We start from the raw sequence: 19,182 nt of genomic DNA, 5'->3' as shown, positions 1-19,182 counted from the left end.
TAAGGCCTTTCAGGAGTCCCAGATCGCCCCGTACGCGGGGACACCGAGGGCTTCCAGCGCGGAGACGACCCGGCGGGTGGTCGATTGGTTGGAGATGCAGATCACCGCTTCGGCGTCGAACGAGGTGAACTCTTCGAGCGCCAGTGCCACGAGGTCGGGGCGCCCCTGTTCGCTGGTGTTCCAGATCACGGCATCGGGGTGCGAGGCACGGATGGACTCGACGAGATCGTCGCCGTAGGTGGCTTCCGGTTCTCTGGTTGCCCACACGAGCTTCGAGGGCGTGGTGTCGGCGAAGAGGTGCGGCAGGCACGGGCCGATCCCGCTTCCGGTCGCGACCCACACGACGCGCTCGAAGAGCTTGTCCACGTTTCCCACGCCCGCCGTCGGAATCCCTCGTGTCCACACATGCGAGGGCGCGTCGTCGATGAGTCTTCCGGTCCAGTCCCCCGCCCGCGAGATGGTGAGCCGGAAACCGGTCTCGTCGCGGGTGACGACATTCGCGAACGAGTGCCACTGGCCGAGCGGATGCCGCGCCAGGGTGGTGGACGAACCGGCGAAGGGACGCACGCCGTGATCGAAGTCCGCGAGTGCGACGTGAGACGACGGCGTCGCGATGCGGACAGGCACTTTCCTCAGCCGCAGCCACGGTGCGACGACGCTGAGCACGATGACCAGCAGCAGCCAGAACGACGGCGACGCGGCGAGGACTCGTCCGATCCCCGCAGCGCCGGCGGAGTCGGCGGCATCGGCGGCGAGCGCCACGGTGAGTACGGTGAAGAGGGTGAGAGCGGACCATCCTCCGAAGCGATGGGTCATCTCGAACAGGTCATGGCGGCGTTGGCGGATCGGAGGCAGCGCCGGTACGAGGATTCCGACCAGGCACGCGACGAGGGCGACGGCCACGCTCTTCGAGAACACGGAGAAGGAATCGCTGAAGACGACGGTGGCGGCTCCCCCCAGGAACCAGCCCACGGCCGCGACCGCGGCTCCGACGTGGATCCCACCGAAGTGGTAGACCTTCGCGAGACGTCGACGGACCGCCAGCGGCGCCGATTTCGGCACGCTCGTCGCGAGCCGGAACAGGAGGTTGATCACGTACTGCTGGCGGATCAGCACCGCGGCCGTGAGGTTCACGCCGCTCATGGTGATGAGGAGGGTGGCGGCGTCGTCGGACGACATCGAGGCCGAGGTCGTGGCGATGATCCCGGCGACGACGGCGTTGAGCGCGAGAACCAGCACCACCAGCCTGTTATAGGGCATCAGTGCAGGACGCGTGAGAAGAAGCCGCCACCCGGTGAGCGCCGCGGGGCGCACGTGAGTCTCGGGAGTCACGCTGCTCGCCATGCGTGGCTCCTCAGCACCGTCTGGTCGACCTTGCCGCGCGTCGTCATCGGAAGAGTCGGTTCGAGATGGACGATCTTGGGGACGCAGTAGTACGGCAGCGCTTTGCGCACATGGGCGAGCGCAGCCTCCACGTCGGCGTCCTCCGGAGTCACGAAAGCGACCAGCGCGGTGCGGTCATCGGTGGGGAGGACGGCCGCGTGCTGCACGGAGTCTTCCCGCTCGAGCAGTGCGCTCACGGCGTCGGGTTCGACTCTGAAGCCCCGGATCTTGACCTGGTCGTCCGTGCGTCCGAGGTGCTCGAGATCTCCGTCCGCATTCCATCGGGCGAGGTCGCGGGTGCGGAACATGAGACTGCCGTCGTCGGAGAACGGGTCGAGTCGGTAACGGTCGCGGGTCAGACGCGGGTTTCCCAGGTACCCGGCGGTGACCCCCGCTCCCCCGACCCACATCTCCCCGACCTCGCCGTCGGCGACCGGAGCGCCACCCTCATCCAGGATGTAGGCGGTCGTTCCCGGGATCGGACGCCCGATCGGCGGATCCGCCTCATCGGGGGTGCACAGATGCATCGTGTTCACGATCGTGATCTCGGTCGGACCGCACGAGTTGTAGAAATCCGTCACGGCAGCCCAGCGGTTGGCGAGGGCACGAGGGCACCGTTCCCCGGCGACGGCCACGGCGGTGAACCGGCCCAGCCGTCGCGGGTCGTGCGGGGTGAGGATCGACGGGGTCGCGATCACGACGTCTGCGGCACGCAGAGCCTCGGCGAAGTCCCGTCCGCGGATGTGCAGCGTGGCACCGTGGGTGAGCGCGCCGAGGATCTCCCAGACCGCCATGTCGAAAGCGATGTTGAGGATCTGGGCGACCACGGTCCCGGGCTTCATGCCGAGCGCTCCGGGCCCTCCGAACAGGAAGTTCTCGAGGTTGCGGTGGGTCACCCGCACGCCGTTGGGCGTACCCGTCGTTCCGGACGTGAAGATGATCACGCATTCATCTCCGGCGCGTGGCGCGACGGTCTCCTGCGAAGAGGCATCCGCGTCCGCGGTGCGGGCGCGCTCGATCGGCACGACCAGGATGCCCGTCGCCGACGTCACGCGGTCCGCGAACCGCGCCTGGGTGAGCACGACACGCATGCCCGTCACGGCGACCACATGCGCCATATGGACCTCGGTGGCGATTCGCGGATCCACGGGCACGTACGCCGCCCCGAGCCGCAGTGCGGCCACGATGGCGACCACCATCTCGAATCCGCGCTCCACGAAGATCCCGATCCGATCACCTCTCCCGACGCCTCTCCGTCGGAGATCCGCCGCCAGCATGCCGGACAGCTGATCGAGCTCTCCGTATGTCAGCTCCCGCCCTGCGTGCCGTGCCGCGACGGCCAGCGGTTGTTCGCACATCCACCGGCTGAGCATGTCGAGGATCGTGCGGCGGGCGGACGGAGCGGACGGGGATACGACAGGAGGAGCAGGAGCGGACACGGGGAACACCTTTCGCTTCGGTGTGCCCAGTATTTTTCGACCGACCTCCCACGACGGCGGGCAATCATTACAGAGCGTGATCAGTTCCCTGCGTATCCCCTGTCATCGCCGAAGGTCCCCCGGGTGAATTCGCGATGACGCCCGCGTTTCGCGGGTGCAGCACGGTTAGCCTGGCCTCGAGCGGGAGCCACCGCGGAGTGGCCTCCTGTCGTCAACGGCTGAGGGTGGTCGACTCAGCCCTGAACAAGGGAACTCACCCATGGCCGAACTGATCGTCATCTCCTTCGACTCCGAGCCCCAGGCGGAAGGCGCCTACGACGAGATCCTGTCGTTGCAGAACGACCTGGTCGTCGAGCTCGCGGGCCTCGCGCTCGTGAAGGTCGACGAGAAGGGCAAGACCAAGGTCGAGTATCCGGGCGCTGCCGGCAACGTCGGTGTCGGAGCCGCAGGCGGTGCACTCTTCGGCATGCTCATCGGCCTCCTGTTCTTCGTGCCGATCGCCGGACTGCTCTTCGGCGGCCTCTTCGGCGCGCTGTTCGCCGGCCTCGACAAGACCGGGATCGATGCGGAGTTCCGCGACCGGGTGAAGAGCACGGTCTCCGCCGGCAAGTCCGCCGTCGTCGTATACGCGACGAAGATCACCGAGGACAAGTTCGCCGCCGCGCTCGCGCCGTTCCACGGCACGGTCGTCCAGACCTCCCTCTCCGCCGAGGACGAGAAGGAGCTCATCCACGACCTCGGCGGCGCCCAGTAGTCGATCCACGCGGACACCGAGCACGACGGCCGGCTCCGCCCGACCCGCCGCGCTCGGTGTCCAGCTCGCGATACACCCCCAGGTACTCGCGATACACCCCATGTATGAGAAGAAGGAACTTCCATGGCCGCGGAACTGCCCGGATCGATCCTGCCGCTTCCTGACCGTGAGTATCAGGGGCCCGTCGTCTTCGACGCGAAGAAGTCGGAGGCCGACTTCCCTCCCCTCGTCGCCAAGCGCCCGCCCAAGAGCGCACCGAACGTCCTGGTGATCCTCCTCGACGATGTGGGCTTCGGCGCGTCGAGCGCATTCGGCGGCCCGATCCACACGCCCACGGCCGAACGCCTCGGGAACGCCGGGCTGAAGTACACCCGATTCCACACGACCGCGCTGTGCTCCCCCACCCGTGCCGCGCTGCTCTCCGGACGCAACCACCACGCCGTCGGCATGGGCCACATCACCGAGACCGCGACCCCTTCCCCCGGCTACCGTTCCACGCGTCCGAACTCTGCCGTCCCGCTGCCCGAGATCCTGCGCCAGAACGGCTACAACACCGCGCAGTTCGGAAAGTGCCACGAGGTGCCGGTGTGGGAGACAGGCCCCACGGGACCGTTCGACCACTGGCCTGCCTTCTCGGGCTTCGAGAGGTTCTACGGTTTCATCGGCGGTGAGACGAACCAGTGGACGCCGGCCCTCGTCGACGGAGTCACCGCGGTCGAGCCGCCGACGGACGAGGGGTACCACCTGATGCCCGATCTGGCCGACAAGACCATCGACTACATCCGGCAGCAGAAGAGCCTGACGCCGGACAAGCCGTTCTTCATCTACTTCGCCCCGGGCGCGACGCACGCCCCGCATCACGTTCCGAAGGACTGGATCGCGAAGTACAAGGGGGCCTTCGACCACGGCTGGGACGCGCAGCGCGAGCAGACCTTCGCGAAGCAGATCGAACTCGGCGTGATCGCGCCGGACTCGAAGCTCACCGAACGCCCGGAGGGACTGCCGGCCTGGGACGACGTCCCGGACGAGCAGAAGCCGATCCTCGCGCACCAGATGGAGGTCTATGCGGCGTTCCTGGAGTACGCCGACTTCCACACCGGTCGCGTCATCGACGCGCTCGAGGAGCAGGACATCCTCGACGAGACCCTCGTCTACTACATCATCGGCGACAACGGGGCGAGCGCGGAGGGCGGCATCAACGGTGCCTACATGCTGACGACCGCCTCCAACGGCGGCGGTCAGTTCGAGACCGTCGAGTTCTGGAACGAGCATCTCGACAAGGTCGGCGGTCCAGAGGCGTACAACCACTACTCCGTGGCGTGGGCGCACGCGATGTGCACGCCCTACCAGTGGACCAAGCAGGTGGCATCGCACTACGGCGGAACGCGCAACGGCACCATCGTCCACTGGCCGAGCGCGATCGAGGGATCCGGCGAGGTCCGGCACCAGTGGCACCACGTGATCGACCTCGCCCCGACCGTCCTGGACGTCGCGGGCCTCGCCGAGCCGCACACGGTGAACGGGGTCACCCAGATTCCGATGCACGGCGTCTCGATGGCCTACAGCTTCAACGCCCCGGACGCCGATGAACGACACGTCACGCAGTATTTCGAGCTGATGGGCAACCGCGGCATCTACCACAAGGGCTGGACGGCGCAGACGAAGCACCGCACTCCGTGGGATGTCGTCTCGAAGGCTCCGGACTTCTCGGCCGACGTGTGGGAACTGTACGACACCTCGGTCGACTGGACGCAGTCGGACAACCTGGCGTCCACACACCCGGAGAAGCTGGCAGAGATGCAGCAGATGTTCCTGATCGAGGCGGCTCGGCACAACGTGTTCCCGCTCGACGACCGCGCGGCCGAGCGCATGAATCCCGCGATCGCCGGCAGGCCCACGCTCGTCACCGGCGACCGACTGCGGTTGTACCCGGGGATGATCCGCCTGGGAGAGAACGTCGCCCTGAATGTGAAGAACCGTTCGTACTCGGTGACGGCCCAGCTCACGGTGCCCGAGGACGGCGCAGTCGAAGGGGCCATCGTCGCCCAGGGCGGGCGCACCGGCGGATGGTCGTTCTTCGCGGAGGACGGCAAGATCGGGTATCACTACAACTACTGCGGACTGGTCCGCACGACGGTGCTGTCCGAGTCGACCATCGGCGGTGGCGATCACCTCGTGCGTGCGGAGTTCGCCTACGACGGCGGGGGGATCGGCAAGGGCGGCGAGGTCACGCTGTTCATCGACGGCGCCGCGGTCGGCTCCGGACGCGTGGAGCACACGCACCCGCTGTACTTCTCCTTCGACGAGGGCCTGGACACCGGCGAGGACACCGGAATGCCCGCCTACGAGGGATACAAGGAGTGGGGCGGCAAGTTCAGCGGCACGATCGATTGGGCAGAGGTCGCACTCGGCACCGACGATCACAACCACCTGGTCGACCCCGAGGAGCACTTGAACGCCGCGCTGCGGCATCAGTGAGTCGCGAGAACCGTGCGCAGAAAAGACCCCGTCCGGCTGGACGGGGTCTTTCCGCGCACGGGAATCAGCGATCGAGGATGGCGCGGGTCGCGACGTCAGGCCGCAGATCGAGGCGCCGCAGCAGCTGCGCGTTGAGCGCGACGACGATGGTCGACAGCGACATCAGGATCGCCCCCACCGACATCGGCAGCACGAATCCGATCGGCGCGAGCACGCCGGCCGCGAGCGGCACCGAGAGCAGGTTGTACCCGGCGGCCCACCACAGATTCTGCTTCATCTTCCGATACGCGGCCCGCGAGAGTTCGATGACCGAGAGAACGGAGCGCGGGTCATCGCTTGCGAGGATCACGCCGGCAGAGGCGATGGCGACGTCGGTGCCCGCCCCGATGGCGAGCCCCACGTCTGCCTGCGCCAGCGCGGGTGCGTCGTTGACGCCGTCGCCGACCATCGCCACCTTTCGGCCCTCACGCTGCAGCTCCTGCACCTTCGCGGCTTTGTCCTCGGGGCGCACCCCCGCGAAGAACCGGTCGATCCCCAGGTCGGCGGCGACTGTCTGCGCGACGGCCTCGGCATCACCCGTGATCATGACGACCTGCACACCGAGCGCATGCAGCGCGTCCACGGCTTCGCGGGATTCCGGACGTACCTCGTCGGCGAGCTTCAGCGCTCCGATCACTCGGCCGTCCTGGACGACGTGGAGGATGATCGCGCCGTCCTCCCGCCACTGCTCGGCGACGGCGAGCTCGTCCGCCTGCTCCTCCGTGAGCAGGTGCGGGCCGCCGACGCGCACGGTCGATCCCTCGACGGTAGCCGTGACCCCGACAGCAGGCGACGACGTGAAGTCGCGGCTCTGCGGCACCGACAGGCTCCTGTCGGTGGCGGCGCGGACGATCGCCTTCGCGAGCGGGTGCTCGCTGTCGGCTTCCGCAGCGGCGGCGAGCGCCAGCACGCGATCGGCGTCATGCTGGCCGGAGACCGACACCTCCGACACGACGGGCTCGCCCTTGGTGAGGGTTCCGGTCTTGTCGAACAGCACGGTGTCGACGGTTCGCATACTCTCCAGGGCGAGGCGGTCCTTCACGAGGACTCCACCCCGGGCGGCGCGCTCGGTCGCGATCGACACGACGAGCGGGATCGCCAGACCCAGCGCGTGCGGGCAGGCGATCACGAGCACGGTGATCGTGCGGATGACGGCCGCGTCGGGGAATCCGACGAGAGTCCAGACGATCGCGGTGATCGCCGCGGATCCCAGAGCGAACCAGAACAGCCACCCCGCTGCGGTATCCGCGAGGCGCTGAGCTCGCGAAGACGAGCTCTGCGCCTCGGTCACCAGGCGCTGGATGCCGGCGAGGGTGGTGTCGTCTCCGGTCGCGGTGATCTCCACCCGGAGCCCGGAGTCCGTGGCGACGGTGCCGGCGGTGACCTGGTCTCCCGCACCGCGTGTGACCGTGCGGGACTCCCCCGTCACCATCGACTCGTCCATCGACGCGCGTCCGTCGAGGATGCGCCCGTCGGCCGGAACGCTTCCGCCAGGGCGAACGACGACGATGTCACCGACGGCCAGGTCTGCGGGTGAGACGATCACGACCTGACCGTCCTCCACACGCTCGGCCTCGTCCGGCAGGAGGGCGGCGAGCGAGTCGAGTGCAGAGGTGGTCTGCGCGAGCGAGCGCATCTCGATCCAGTGCCCGAGCAACATGATCACGATGAGGAGGGCCAGCTCCCACCAGAAGTCGAGCTCGTGGTGGAGGATGCCGAGACTCGCCCCCCACGATGCGAAGAAGGCCACGGTGATCGCCAGGCCGATGAGCAGCATCATGCCGGGCTTGCGCGCGCGGATCTCGCTGACGGCGCCCGCGAGGAAGGGCTTGCCTCCCCACACGTACATCACGGTTCCCAGCACGGGCGAGACCCACATCAGCCCGGGGAGGTCGGGAAGGGGGTAGCCGAGGATCATCGCGAACATCCCCGACAACGCGACGGTGGGGACGGCAAGCGCGAGCATGATCCAGAACAGCCGCCGGAACTGGCCGACGTGGTCGGCGTGCCCGCCGTGCTCTCCGTGTCCCCCGTGGGCGTCGTGTCCCCCGTGGGCGTCGTGCCCCCCATGAACATGGTCGGAGTCGTTCGACTCCTGGAGCGGGGCGCCGGGTGCGGTGCTGTCGTGGTGCGGAATGCTCATTACCTCTCCTCCTCGGAAAGACGATTCCCGTGCGGGGCCGCGTGTGGCGGCCCCGCACGGGTGAAACGGTCAGGCTGCGGCGACGTACTTCGCCGGGTCGGCGTCGAACGCCGGCCCGCATCCTGCGCAGCAGAAGTAGTAGCGAGTGCCCTCGTAGTCACGGAACAGGCCGGCGGCCTCCGCATCCGCGACGACGACCGCGCTGCCGACCATCACCGGGCACTCTGCCATGGCGCCGGAGGGCGACGCCAGCAGATCCTTTCGACCTTCGGCGGAGACCGCACCGTTGCTGGTGACGCTGCAGCAGGATCCTGCGGGGGAATCGGACATGAGATGCTCCTCTTTCGGTTTCAGTGGGTTCCTGCGGGGACTGCCGGTGTCGCGCGTTCCCGCGCCGCACGGCTCCCTGCCGGAGAGGGGTCCGCCGTCTGGCTCCGGAAGGAACGCAGGCGGAGGCTGTTGCCGACCACGAAGACGCTGGAGAACGCCATCGCCGCGCCGGCGAGCATGGGGTTGAGCAAGCCGAGCGCTGCGAGCGGGATCGCCGCGACGTTGTAGGCGAAGGCCCAGAACAGGTTGCCCTTGATCGTGCCCAGAGTCCTGCGGGACAGGCGGATGGCGTCCGCGGCACTGCGCAGATCTCCGCGGACCAGTGTGATGTCGCTGGCCTCGATCGCCGCATCGGTCCCTGTGCCCATCGCGAGCCCCAGATCGGCCTGGGCGAGTGCGGCCGCGTCATTCACGCCGTCCCCGACCATCGCGACGACCTTGCCATCGCGCTGCAGCCGTGTGATCACATCGACCTTCTCCTTCGGGAGCACCTCGGCGATGACATCGGTGATGCCGACCTCTGCCGCGATCTGCTCCGCCACCGCCCGGTTGTCGCCGGTGAGGAGGACGGGCGTGAGACCCAGACTCTTGAGCTGCGAGATGGCCTGCGCACTGGTCGGCTTCACCGTGTCGGCGACGACGAGCACGCCACGCGCCTCGCCGTCCCACCCGACCGCGATGGCGGTCTTGCCCTGACTCTCGGCCTCCGCTTTCGCGGCAGCGAGCTCGGCGGGCAGGTGCAGCGACCACTCGGCCAACAGCGATTCCCGACCCACGAGCACCGCGTGCCCCTCGATCACGCCCTGAACACCCTTGCCTTCGACGTTGACGAAGTCCTCGGGCACCGGGAGTGCGCCGATCTCCTGAGTCGCGGCTTTCGCCACTGCCTGCGCGATGGGGTGCTCCGACGCGTCTTCCACGGCGCCTGCCAGCCGCAGGAGCTCGCGTCGATCGACACCCTCCGCGGTGTGCACGGCGGTGAGCGTCATCTTGCCGCTCGTCACGGTGCCCGTCTTGTCGAGCACGACCGTGTCGACCTTGCGGGTGGATTCGAGCACCTCGGGTCCTTTGATGAGGATGCCCATCTGCGCTCCGCGTCCCGTCCCCACCAGCAGAGCGGTCGGTGTGGCGAGACCCAGCGCGCAGGGGCAGGCGATGATGAGCACGGCGACGGCCGCCGTGAAGGCTGCGGAGGCAGGGAACCCGGCTCCCAGCCATGCCCCGAGGGTGGCGAGGGCGATCGCGATGACGATCGGTACGAAGATCCCGGAGACGCGGTCGGCGAGGCGCTGCACCTCGGCCTTCCCCGTCTGCGCGTCCTCGACCAGCTTCGCCATCTGCGCCAGCTGCGTGTCGGAGCCGACACGGGTCGCCCGGATGACCAGGCGGCCACCGGCGTTCACGGTCGCGCCGGTCACGGCGTCCCCTTCACCGACCTCGACCGGCACCGACTCGCCGGTCAGCATCGAGGCGTCGACGGCCGAGCTCCCCGAGACGATGACCCCGTCCGTGGCGATCTTCTCACCGGGGCGTACGACGAACTCATCGCCCGGCTGGAGGTCGGCCGTGGGAATCCGCTTCTCGATACCGTCGCGGATCACGGCGACGTCCTTGGCTCCGAGTTCGAGCAGCGCGCGCAGCGCGGCCCCGGCCTGGCGCTTGGAGCGCTTCTCGAAGTAGCGCCCGGCGAGGATGAACATCGTCACCCCCGCCCCCACCTCGAGGTAGATGTTCGCGGCGCCGTCACTCGGAGCCACGGTCAGCTCGAACGGGTGCGTCATCCCGGGGACTCCTGCAGTCCCGAAGAACAGGGCGTAGAGCGACCACAGCAATGCGGCGATGGTCCCCATCGAGATCAGGGTGTCCATGGTCGCTGCGCCGTGGCGCAGGTTCGTCCACGCCGCCTTGTGGAACGGCCACGCCGCCCACACGATGACGGGACCGGCGAGCGCGAGCGAGAGCCACTGCCAGTACATGAACTGGAGCGCCGGGATCATCGCCATCGCGATGACCGGAACCGTCAGGACGATCGAGGCGATGAGCCGGTGCTTGAGACTCGTGAGTTCGGCATCGGGGGCATCGCCCGCATCGTCCTGACGCGTCTCGGCTTCGGGCGCAGGAAGGGCCGCGGTATATCCGGTCTTCTCCACCTCCGCGATGAGCAGAGCAGGATCGAAGCCGGCCGGGGCGATCACCTTGGCCTTCTCCGTGGCATAGTTCACGGTCGCCGTGACGCCGTCGATCCGATTCAGCTTCTTCTCGATCCGCATCGCGCACGATGCGCAGGTCATGCCGCCGATCTCCAGCTCCACGCTGGCCGGTGCGGCCGCGGACTGCGTGTCCGTCATGATGATCTCCTCGATACTTGCGCTCCGCGTCCGAGGACGCGGAAAGAGTGGGGTGGTGCGGTTCAGTGCCCGCCGTGGTCGTCGCCCGTGTCGTTCGACGACAGGTCGGCGGGAACCGCATCGAGGACGAACGGCGCGGTGTGGACCTTCCCGTCGACCTGGAAGTCGAGGTAGAGCAGGTACCTGCCGGCGGTCGGAGCCTGCGCGGTGAAGACCACCTCGGGACCGGCGACCTCACCCGGTTCGGGCTCATCTCCGTGCGCGTGCACGTGCAGGTAGGCCAGGTCTCCGTCACGGAGTGCGACCAGATGCCCGAACGCACCCAGATAGGGCTCGAGCGCGGTGACGGGTACCCCGTCCCGAGCGATCTCGACCGTCAACTCGCTCCCGGCACCGGCGACGAGGTCACCACTGATCGACACGTCGAATCCATCGACGGTGGCGGTGGACCGCGTCTCGGCCGGAGGCTGCGGCGTGAAGGGCCCGCCCACATCGACGGTCCGTGAGAGCGTCACCCCGGGCCCGTCCGATGCGGTGAAGTCGGCGTACACACGGTACGTACCCGCAGCCTCCCAGGTCCATGGTAGCGACCAGGCCCCCGTCCCGACATCGAGCACGGGATGCACATGCCGATATCGGCTGCCGTCACTGCGCACCACGATCAGGTGAAGCTGCTTGCCGTGGGCCGTCTCGTACGAGGTGACCGGCTCGCCCTCGGGCCCTCGCACCACGAAGGAGAGCTCCCCCGCGGTCCCGGTCTCCCCCGGGGCCGAGATCGCGCCGATGGTGTATCCGGATGCGGCGATCATCACTCCACTCACGTCTGTCCCCTGCTCTTTCCCGTTATCCGTGTTCTGCGTGGCGGGTTCCGCCGACTGCTCATCGTGGCCGGCTCCCCCGCGCTCCATCCAGGAGGCCACAGCGCTGTCGGGGACGACGGCGCCGGCCACCGCGAACGCGACCCCGAAGACCACCACGAGACCCGCGCCGTAGAGGCCGAGACGGCTTGCGGTGTTCATCAGGCGGGTACTGCCTGGTAGCCCGCCTCGTCGACCGCCGCGAGGATCGCCGCGTCGTCGAGGGGTTCTGCGCTCGTCACGACGAGCCTGCCGGTCTGAGCGCTGATGTCGACCGCATCGACACCGGGAATCTGGCTGACTTCGCCGCGGATAGCGACCTCGCAGTGGCCGCAGCTCATTCCGCTCACCTGGTACTCGCTCGTGTTCATGAGGGTTCCTTTCTCGATTCAGCATACCCGGGTGGGGTACTCCTTCGCGTCAACCTTATACCCTCCCAGGGTATTCCGATCACGCGGTGATCTCCGTGTTCGACCACGCGGACCATCGCCCTGGCGGGGTGATGTCGGCCTGTCGAGAACCGCGGGACGATGCCACGCTGATGCTTCCGCCGGCATTCGAAGAGACGCGAGGATCGCACATGACCGCTCACCCTTCCCTCCCCTCCTGGCGCGACACCCGCACACGCCGAGACATCGAGGCTTTCGTCGCCTCCGTGACATCGGGGCCAGACGCCGTTCCCGTCGAGGAGCGCATCGCGGTGTTCGACAACGACGGGACCCTGTGGTCGGAGAAGCCGATGATCACACAGCTGCACTTCGTCGTGGAGCAGTGGCGTGCGGCTGCGGAGCGGGCACCTGAGCTCGCCGAGAGGCAGCCGTATCTCGCAGCCGTGAGCGGCGACTTCGCGTGGCTGGGAGCGGCGATCGACAAGCACTACGGTGGTGACGACTCCGACCTCGGGATCATCATCCAGGCGCTGGTCGGGCTCACGGATGGGATGAGCGTGGAGGAATACGCGGCGTCGGTGGCGGAGTTCTACCGCACCGCGCAGCATCCGACGTTGCAGCGCCCCTACGCCGAGACCGTGTTTCAGCCGATGGTCGAGTTGCTCAGGTTTCTGGAGCACCACGGCTTCACCTGCTACATCGTCTCGGGAGGTGAGCGTGACTTCATGCGTCCGATGACGCAGGCCAACTACGGGATCCCCCCGGAGCGCGTGGTCGGGTCGGCCTTCGGTCTCGCGTGGGACGATGCCGAGGCGACCGTGCGGTACTCGTCCTCCTTGGCCTTCTTCGACGACGGCCCCGAGAAGCCGATCCGCATCTGGACCCGCATCGGCCGGCGCCCCCTGTTCGTGGGGGGCAACTCCAACGGTGACACGGCGATGATGGACTTCACACGCCGAGGACCCCGGCCGGGTTTCGCACTCCTCGTCCACCACGACGACCCGTCACGCGGCGACATCCCCTACGACGCGGGCGCCGAGAAGGCCCTCGCGGATGCTGCGGACAAGGGCTACACCGTCGTGAGCGTCAGAGACGACTGGGAGCAGGTGTTTCCCGACTCCGCGCGCGCCTGAGATGTCGGGGAGAACGCCCGTCGGAGACTCACCGTCGGGCGTTCTCCGCGTCGGCCGGTTCCGTTTCCTCCGGCTCTTCGACCAGTGGCTCTTCCCTCGGGGAAACGATCGCTGCGCCCGGGGGTCGCCTGAGCAGCTCGACCACGATGGCGAAGACGAGCAGTCCGACGGTCACCCCGAACACCGCACCGAACGAGACCGGTCTCGACGCCATGAGGATGAGGAGCGCGAGCACCAACCCGACCAGAAGGATCGGACCGTGGAAGCGATCGACCGCGAGGCCGAATCGTCCGGTCGACAGGCCTCGTCGTTCCCAGGTGCTCCGGACCGCCGTGAAGCCGCTCTCAAGGATTCCGCGTGTCACCACGGCGCTGCGGCTCGATCCGGCCAGCCACGCCCACACGGCGACGAGCACTCCGACCAGGGCCAGTGCCACGATCGTCGAGCTCAGCAGCCACGTGACTTCGTCGAACAGCGACTGCGCGGCCGCCGCCGTCATGATCGACGGGCTCACGGCGCCGATGAAGAACGTTCTTCCGATGCCCATCCCCGCCGACAGGAGCAGGAACGCGACGGCGAATCCCGCGCTGGTCCAGAAGAGAGCACGCGCGCGGTTCCTCGCGAGGAGGATGCCGACGACGACGAGACCGAGAACGACCCATGGCAGCCAGAATCCGGCGGCCACCGCGACCTGATAGATCGTGCGCACCAGGACGAGGGCATCCGCCTGGGCGATGGGAACCGATCGGTCGATCTCCGGGATGAGGTCGGCGAACCCGACACCGCGCTCCGTCAGCACCGCCTTGACGCGGTCGACGACCTGACCCAGGTCGATCGAGAGAACCCCGTCGTCTGCGAGCTGCAGGGCGGTGTCAGGGCTGTTCTGCAGGATCGCGACGGCACGTTCATGAGTGATGCGCAGCGTCTGCGCCCAGATGTCGGCGAACTGGTCCGATGCCACGACGTCATGGATGACACCGTCGACGAGGGAGGTCAGCCCACTGGCCGCCGGAGCCTCCAGCAACGACAGGGCGGAGGAGGCACGGGGCGGAAGGTCGAGTTCACGGATCCCGTCGAACACCTCGCCGACGATCGCATCGAAGTCCACCTGCTCGTGGATCGCCGAGCTGACCTGATCCGCGACGAAGTCCTGCACGTCCGGGTCTTCGGCCAGAGGTGCGAACGTCGCGACGAACTGATCGGCATCGACGAGCTGCAGGCGCGCCCAGGTCCCCATCGCGGCGATCGGTGCCATCAGCACCGCAAGAGCCAGCACGATTCCCGCGACGATGCTTCTGGCCACCGGACGCCGACGGGGCTTCTTGAGTGTCTCGTTCTCCTGTTCGAGAAGAAGGACACGCGCTCGCAGATCGTCCAGTTCGCTCATTCGTCCTTCTCGTTTCGGCCATCCCGCAGACGACGAATCATCGGTGTGTTCAGCTCAGGAGCTTCTGCTTCGCTGCGGCGAACTCAGCCTCGGAGAGGACGCCGGAGTCCTTGAGGGACGCGAGCTGCTGCAGTTTCGCGATCAGGTCGTCCCCCTGTGCGGGCGCGGCCGGAGGCGGAGACGAGTACTGCGATGCGGCGTTCTGAGCCGCGGCGTCGATCTGCGCCTGCTGCTGCGCGGCTTCATACTGCTGCTGCTCGTACTCTCCCTGGGCACGCTCCTGCTGATGCCGCGACATGGCGCCGCCGACAGCCGATGCGGTCCCGGCCACCACTGCCGTCCGGGCGGCGAGGCCGATCAGTCCGGGGCGACCGAATCTTCTCAAGGGCATGTCATTCACCTTCCTGATCGAGGATGTCCATCATGGCGTTCACCACGGGCGCCGGAACACGCTCGGTGCGCAGCACCTGTCCGCCCGCCGCGGCGAGATTCTGTGCGAGCGTGCGAGCGAACGCGAGTTCCAGGACGACCAGGGCAGCCGACTGTCCCGGGGCGAGCGCGCCCGCCAACGACTCGACGTCCTCTTCGCCCGCAAGACCCGCCGCGATCGGCTCGAAGTCGCCGAGGTCCAGGACTCCGTCGTCGTCGTCGAGCTCGACGATCTCGACCTTCCCGGTCTCCGACTTCGCGAGCACGACGAAGTCCAACAGGCGCACGATCCCGCTGTCGACGAGGTCGGTCAACGCGCGGAATGTCGCGGGGTCCGGGTGGGTTCCTTCGAACCCGACGAGATAGAACTCGGCGGGACCGAAACGGAAGTCATTCATGGATGGTCCTCTCTCACGGGGCACACGGCCACGACTGTGCACCATGGTCGCATCGCCGCGCCCGGCGCGGGCCGCTCTCTCACCCCGAGCGGATGAGACCCTCACCCCCGCCGGTCGTGCGGGGTCGCCCGATCAGGGTGAGCGACTCCCCCGCGCGACGATGCGTCCTGTCACGATCGCCGTACGCAGTCACTCGACGAAAGAGGTGCGACATGTCCATCTGGGACAGTTTCTGGGACATCATCTGGTGGTTCTTCTGGGTATTCGTGTTCGTCTCCTACCTGATGGTGCTCTTCAACATCGTCGCCGACCTGTTCCGCGACCACACGCTCAACGGCTGGTGGAAGGCCGTGTGGATCATCTTCCTCATCTTCGTCCCCTTCCTCACGGCGCTCGTCTACCTGATCGCGCGCGGCAGAGGCATGGGCGAGCGGAGTGTCTCCGCCTACAGGGACCAGCAGCAGGCAGCCGACTCCTACATCCGCAGCGTCGCCGGCTCCAGCCCGAGCGACGAGATCGACAAGGCATCGAAGCTGCTCGCCGCGGGGACCATCACCCCCGACGAGTTCGCGGCCATCAAGACCCGCGCTCTGAGCTGAGGCCGTGGTCGAGGTGGTCGATGTGACGACTCTGCAGGCGCTCGGCGACGTCGAGTTCGTCGCCGTGCACCTCGAGGGCGACCGCCTCGGCCCGAACGTCCTCGAGGCCCTGCTGCGACAGGTGGAGGCCGGCGCCATCCGCCTCCTCGACTTCCTGATGATCGAGCGGCTCGGCCTCGAGGAGCACCGGATCGTCGAGGTCGACCGTGACGAGTTCGCACTCGCCGGCCTCGCCCTCGAGACTCCCGGTCTCATCGGCGAGGACGACGCTCGTCACTTCGCGGCGACGGTTCCCCTCGGCGCACTCGCGGCGCTCATCCTGGTGGAGCCGATCTGGCTCGAGCGGTTCGCCCGTGACGTCGACCACCGAGAGGACCGCATCCTCGCGACCCAGCCGATACCGGCGTCGATCGCGAACACGATCCTCTCGTCGGCACTGCACCAGGTGTGAGGCTTCCTGCGGGGCCGGCGTCGACGTCAGACGGTGGTCCGCACGGCCTCACGTCGCGACGACACCCCGAGTTTGCGGTAGATCGCTCGCTGGTGGGTCTTCACGGTGTTGATCGACACCGCCAGCTCCCGCGCAATCTCCTGCAGCGTACGCGCCGTCTGGAGCTGCTGGAACACATCACGCTCGCGTTCCGAGAGCGCGTCCACGAGCGACCCGGCCGTATCCGTGGCGAGACACCTGCCGATGAAGTCCTCGAACTGCGTGCCGAAATGCACATGCTCTCCCAACAGCTTGCGCACCGCTGTCTCGCGCGGGCCGAAGGGAAGGCGGATGTTCTCCCCCGCCGCGACGGCGACGGCAGCCTCGCACAGTTCGTGCGCCTCCTCATGGTGCCCGCCATGACGGCGCAGGAGAGCTGCCGTGATGAGCGTCGCCGACTTCACGTACGACACCTCGCTGAATGCCCGCAGGGATCGCAGCATCTCCAACGCCGCCGAGTACTCGCCGGACCGGCGGAACACCCCTGCCAGTGCGACGTTGACGACGGGGAGGTCGGGGCAATGGACATATCTGCGCGCGATCCGCATCGCCCGGTCCTGCCGGCCGACCGCCTCTTCGAGCAGGGCGACCGATGATTCGCGGAACGCCGGCCAGGAGATGCCGTGCACGACCTCCAGCGGGATGTCCTGGATGCCGATCGCCGCGCGACGGCAGGCGGCGACGTCTCCGGTCTCCGCCGCTGCGTAGGCGATCATCATGCGTGCCACGCTCGTGAACGAGCGATCGGAGCTGCCGTTGGCGATCACCGTCCCGAACTCGCGGATGGCGTCGACGAGCTCCCCCGACCAGTAGGAGACGAATCCCGCGGCCGCCGCGGCGCTGCCGCCGGCGTAGGTGCTCCAGGGCAGACCGACGTCCTCCTCCTCGTGCACACGGATGAGCGACTGCCGGGCCTCGGTGAGGCGACCCGCCCACGTCTGCCCGAAGGCGAGGTGCCCCGATGCCCGTTTCGCGAGTTCCCGATCCCCGGAGCCCCGTGCCTCCCTGGCCGCCGCGGAGAAGTACTCGAGCGGGATCAGGGGATTGCCGCGATGCCGGATCTCAGTCCATCCCAGCATGTAGTTGAGCGCGGCGCGGTCGCTCAGCTCCGTCGAATCGTCATCGAGCAGCATCTGCCGCACCTTGGCGCTCGCGCTCGCGACCTCCGCGCGCTCGTCGGCGATGAAGAGTCGGGCGATCTGGAGGACAGCAGGCTCATCGGGGTCGGCCGATCGCGCGATCGATGCCTCCGCACGCCGGAACAACTCGCGCGCCACGCGATGGTCACCGAGCACATCGCTCGCGCAGGCGCGCACGAGCAGCACCTGGGCGTCGTCGGGCGTGCGTCGCAGCATCTCGGTCGCGGTGCGCTCGACCTCGTCCGCCCTCGCCCCGACCACGAGCCCGAGCCAGTGCCGAAGAAGGGTCGAGCGCGCAGCGAGGAAGTCGAACGCCTGGAGCGAATGCGCGATCGACGCCGTCGGATCCGTCGGTTCCAGGGCGGCGGCGGCGCGCCTGTGGCATTCTTTCGCGCGCGCTGCATCCTGGCCCAGGATCTCGGCGCATCGTCGTGCAAAGGCGGCATGCCATCGATAGACGATGCCGTGAGGCCCCTCGAACCGGTCGAGGAACAGACCGAGTCGCACGCAGGTCTCGAGCAGCGTGACGGTGTCGGGGCGCCCGGTGACAGCGGCGGCGAGTTCGGGGGTGAGTTCTCCGCAGACGCTCGCCTCGAGCACGAAGTCCGCGACGTCGGGAGGAAGGCTCCCGAGCACATGCTCCCTCACGTAGCTGCCCAGGAAACTCGAGGCGCTCTGCGCCTGCGCGTCGGGTCTCGCTCCGCCGATCATCATCAGTCTGACGGCGATCGGCCACCCCTGAGTCTCGTCGAGGATCGTCTCGGGTTCGAGGTGGGCCGCGTCCCCCTCGAGCAGCAGTCGAACCTCCTCTCCCGTGAAGCTGAGGGTGTCGACGCCGACGAAGGCCTCCGGGTGCATCAGCCGATGACGGGAGAGCGTCAGCTCGAGCAGGGTCGTCCCCACCAGGACGACGTGCAGACTCTCCGGCGCCTGCTCGGCGAGCATGCCGAGAAGTCCCCTGCGCCATTCCTCGCCCGCGCGCTGCGCATCGTCGACGATCAGGTGCATACGCTCGTCCGAATTTCCCAACGCCCGGCAGATCTCCTGGTACGCCCGGTCCGGATCGTCCAGATCACGGTCGAGATCGAGAGGACGGCCGGAACGCTCGGCGCCGGTGAGCAGCGCGTTCACGACCCCCTGAGTCAACCGGGACGGGTCGGAGTCGAACGTGTGGAGTCCGAGCCACGCGACCCGATCGACACCCGAGGCCCAATCGGCGACCGCGGTCGTCTTCCCGAATCCGCTCGGGGCGCTGATCACCGTCAACTGCGCGTTCACGACGGCCGCCCCTATCGCTGCGCTCACCCGATCACGACGGATCGCGCCGGGCTGGGGAGCCGGTGGCCGGAATCGCACCGTGGGTCCCGGCCTCGTCGAGCGTACGGGGTGCGACATGGCACCAAAGCTAGTGGCGTGCCGGATACCCCTCAAGGGCATCCTCCGGGTG

The 19,182-nt window shown here is 68.0% G+C and carries 16 protein-coding genes; 5 read left to right on the top strand and 11 right to left on the bottom strand.

The genetic code is table 11. The features are described from left to right. Positions 1-9: 9 nt before the first annotated feature. Both DW307_RS01805 and DW307_RS01800 read right to left on the bottom strand, forming a co-directional pair. On the bottom strand, positions 10-1,344 hold the full coding sequence (locus DW307_RS01805; RefSeq protein WP_136023762.1) for a hypothetical protein: 1,335 nt from the start codon (positions 1,342-1,344) through the stop codon (positions 10-12). Beyond that, the gene (locus tag DW307_RS01800) at positions 1,329-2,822 is read right to left on the bottom strand and encodes an amino acid adenylation domain-containing protein (protein WP_136023761.1); all 1,494 of its coding nucleotides are present in this window, start codon (positions 2,820-2,822) and stop codon (positions 1,329-1,331) included. Before DW307_RS01800 ends, DW307_RS01805 begins: the two co-directional genes overlap by 16 nt. Before the next feature lie 259 nt (positions 2,823-3,081). On the opposite strand from DW307_RS01800, the gene DW307_RS01795 reads away from it, so the two are divergent. Together DW307_RS01795 and DW307_RS01790 are read left to right on the top strand one after the other, a co-directional pair. After that, a complete protein-coding gene (locus DW307_RS01795) occupies positions 3,082-3,576 on the top strand; it encodes a DUF1269 domain-containing protein (RefSeq protein ID WP_021198012.1) in 495 nt (164 codons plus the stop codon). A 123-nt stretch (positions 3,577-3,699) separates the two neighbouring features. Further along, on the top strand, positions 3,700-6,054 hold the full coding sequence (locus DW307_RS01790; protein ID WP_136023760.1) for an arylsulfatase: 2,355 nt from the start codon (positions 3,700-3,702) through the stop codon (positions 6,052-6,054). A 64-nt stretch (positions 6,055-6,118) separates the two neighbouring features. Here DW307_RS01790 and DW307_RS01785 read toward each other — a convergent pair whose 3' ends face one another. The 5 genes from DW307_RS01785 to DW307_RS01765 all read right to left on the bottom strand — a co-directional run bounded on the left by DW307_RS01785 (position 6,119) and on the right by DW307_RS01765 (position 12,142). Next, positions 6,119-8,236 (bottom strand): heavy metal translocating P-type ATPase, encoded by a 2,118-nt coding sequence (locus tag DW307_RS01785; RefSeq protein ID WP_240750443.1) that lies wholly within the window; start codon positions 8,234-8,236, stop codon positions 6,119-6,121. Between the two features lie 69 nt (positions 8,237-8,305). After that, on the bottom strand, positions 8,306-8,566 hold the full coding sequence (locus DW307_RS01780; protein ID WP_021198015.1) for a YHS domain-containing protein: 261 nt from the start codon (positions 8,564-8,566) through the stop codon (positions 8,306-8,308). A 20-nt stretch (positions 8,567-8,586) separates the two neighbouring features. Further along, positions 8,587-10,914, bottom strand: coding sequence for a heavy metal translocating P-type ATPase (locus tag DW307_RS01775; RefSeq protein ID WP_136023759.1), 2,328 nt, complete (start codon positions 10,912-10,914; stop codon positions 8,587-8,589). 62 nt (positions 10,915-10,976) lie between these two features. Next, a complete protein-coding gene (locus tag DW307_RS01770; protein WP_136023758.1) occupies positions 10,977-11,933 on the bottom strand; it encodes a heavy-metal-associated domain-containing protein in 957 nt (318 codons plus the stop codon). Beyond that, complete coding sequence (locus DW307_RS01765; protein WP_136023757.1) at positions 11,933-12,142, bottom strand: heavy-metal-associated domain-containing protein; 210 nt, start codon at positions 12,140-12,142, stop codon at positions 11,933-11,935. Before DW307_RS01765 ends, DW307_RS01770 begins: the two co-directional genes overlap by 1 nt. Before the next feature lie 209 nt (positions 12,143-12,351). On the opposite strand from DW307_RS01765, the gene DW307_RS01760 reads away from it, so the two are divergent. Next, a complete protein-coding gene (locus DW307_RS01760; protein ID WP_029266400.1) occupies positions 12,352-13,293 on the top strand; it encodes an HAD family hydrolase in 942 nt (313 codons plus the stop codon). Positions 13,294-13,321: 28 nt separating this feature from the next. Here the strand turns inward: DW307_RS01760 and DW307_RS01755 are convergent, their stop codons facing one another. Genes DW307_RS01755 through DW307_RS01745 form a run of 3 tightly spaced genes read right to left on the bottom strand, consistent with a single transcriptional unit; the run spans position 13,322 to position 15,507 of the window. After that, complete coding sequence (locus tag DW307_RS01755) at positions 13,322-14,680, bottom strand: hypothetical protein (protein WP_136023756.1); 1,359 nt, start codon at positions 14,678-14,680, stop codon at positions 13,322-13,324. A 49-nt stretch (positions 14,681-14,729) separates the two neighbouring features. Next, positions 14,730-15,071 (bottom strand): SHOCT domain-containing protein, encoded by a 342-nt coding sequence (locus DW307_RS01750; protein WP_029258446.1) that lies wholly within the window; start codon positions 15,069-15,071, stop codon positions 14,730-14,732. A gap of 1 nt (position 15,072) precedes the next feature. Then, the gene (locus DW307_RS01745) at positions 15,073-15,507 is read right to left on the bottom strand and encodes a DUF6325 family protein (RefSeq protein WP_029258447.1); all 435 of its coding nucleotides are present in this window, start codon (positions 15,505-15,507) and stop codon (positions 15,073-15,075) included. A gap of 212 nt (positions 15,508-15,719) precedes the next feature. On the opposite strand from DW307_RS01745, the gene DW307_RS01740 reads away from it, so the two are divergent. Together DW307_RS01740 and DW307_RS01735 are read left to right on the top strand one after the other, a co-directional pair. Further along, the gene (locus DW307_RS01740; RefSeq protein WP_029258448.1) at positions 15,720-16,106 is read left to right on the top strand and encodes an SHOCT domain-containing protein; all 387 of its coding nucleotides are present in this window, start codon (positions 15,720-15,722) and stop codon (positions 16,104-16,106) included. A 22-nt stretch (positions 16,107-16,128) separates the two neighbouring features. Beyond that, entirely contained in the window at positions 16,129-16,557 is a 429-nt protein-coding gene (locus DW307_RS01735; RefSeq protein WP_136023755.1) for a DUF6325 family protein, read from the top strand. A 26-nt stretch (positions 16,558-16,583) separates the two neighbouring features. Here the strand turns inward: DW307_RS01735 and DW307_RS01730 are convergent, their stop codons facing one another. Further along, positions 16,584-19,130 (bottom strand): LuxR C-terminal-related transcriptional regulator, encoded by a 2,547-nt coding sequence (locus DW307_RS01730; RefSeq protein ID WP_136023754.1) that lies wholly within the window; start codon positions 19,128-19,130, stop codon positions 16,584-16,586. Positions 19,131-19,182: the final 52 nt, after the last annotated feature.

This window comes from Microbacterium sp. K27 (assembly GCF_004794435.1).
In the GTDB taxonomy this organism is placed as follows: Bacteria; Actinomycetota; Actinomycetes; order Actinomycetales; family Microbacteriaceae; genus Microbacterium; species Microbacterium maritypicum_A.
The sequence above is the reverse complement of the archived record's forward strand: the minus strand, read 5'-3'. Positions and strand labels throughout refer to the sequence as shown.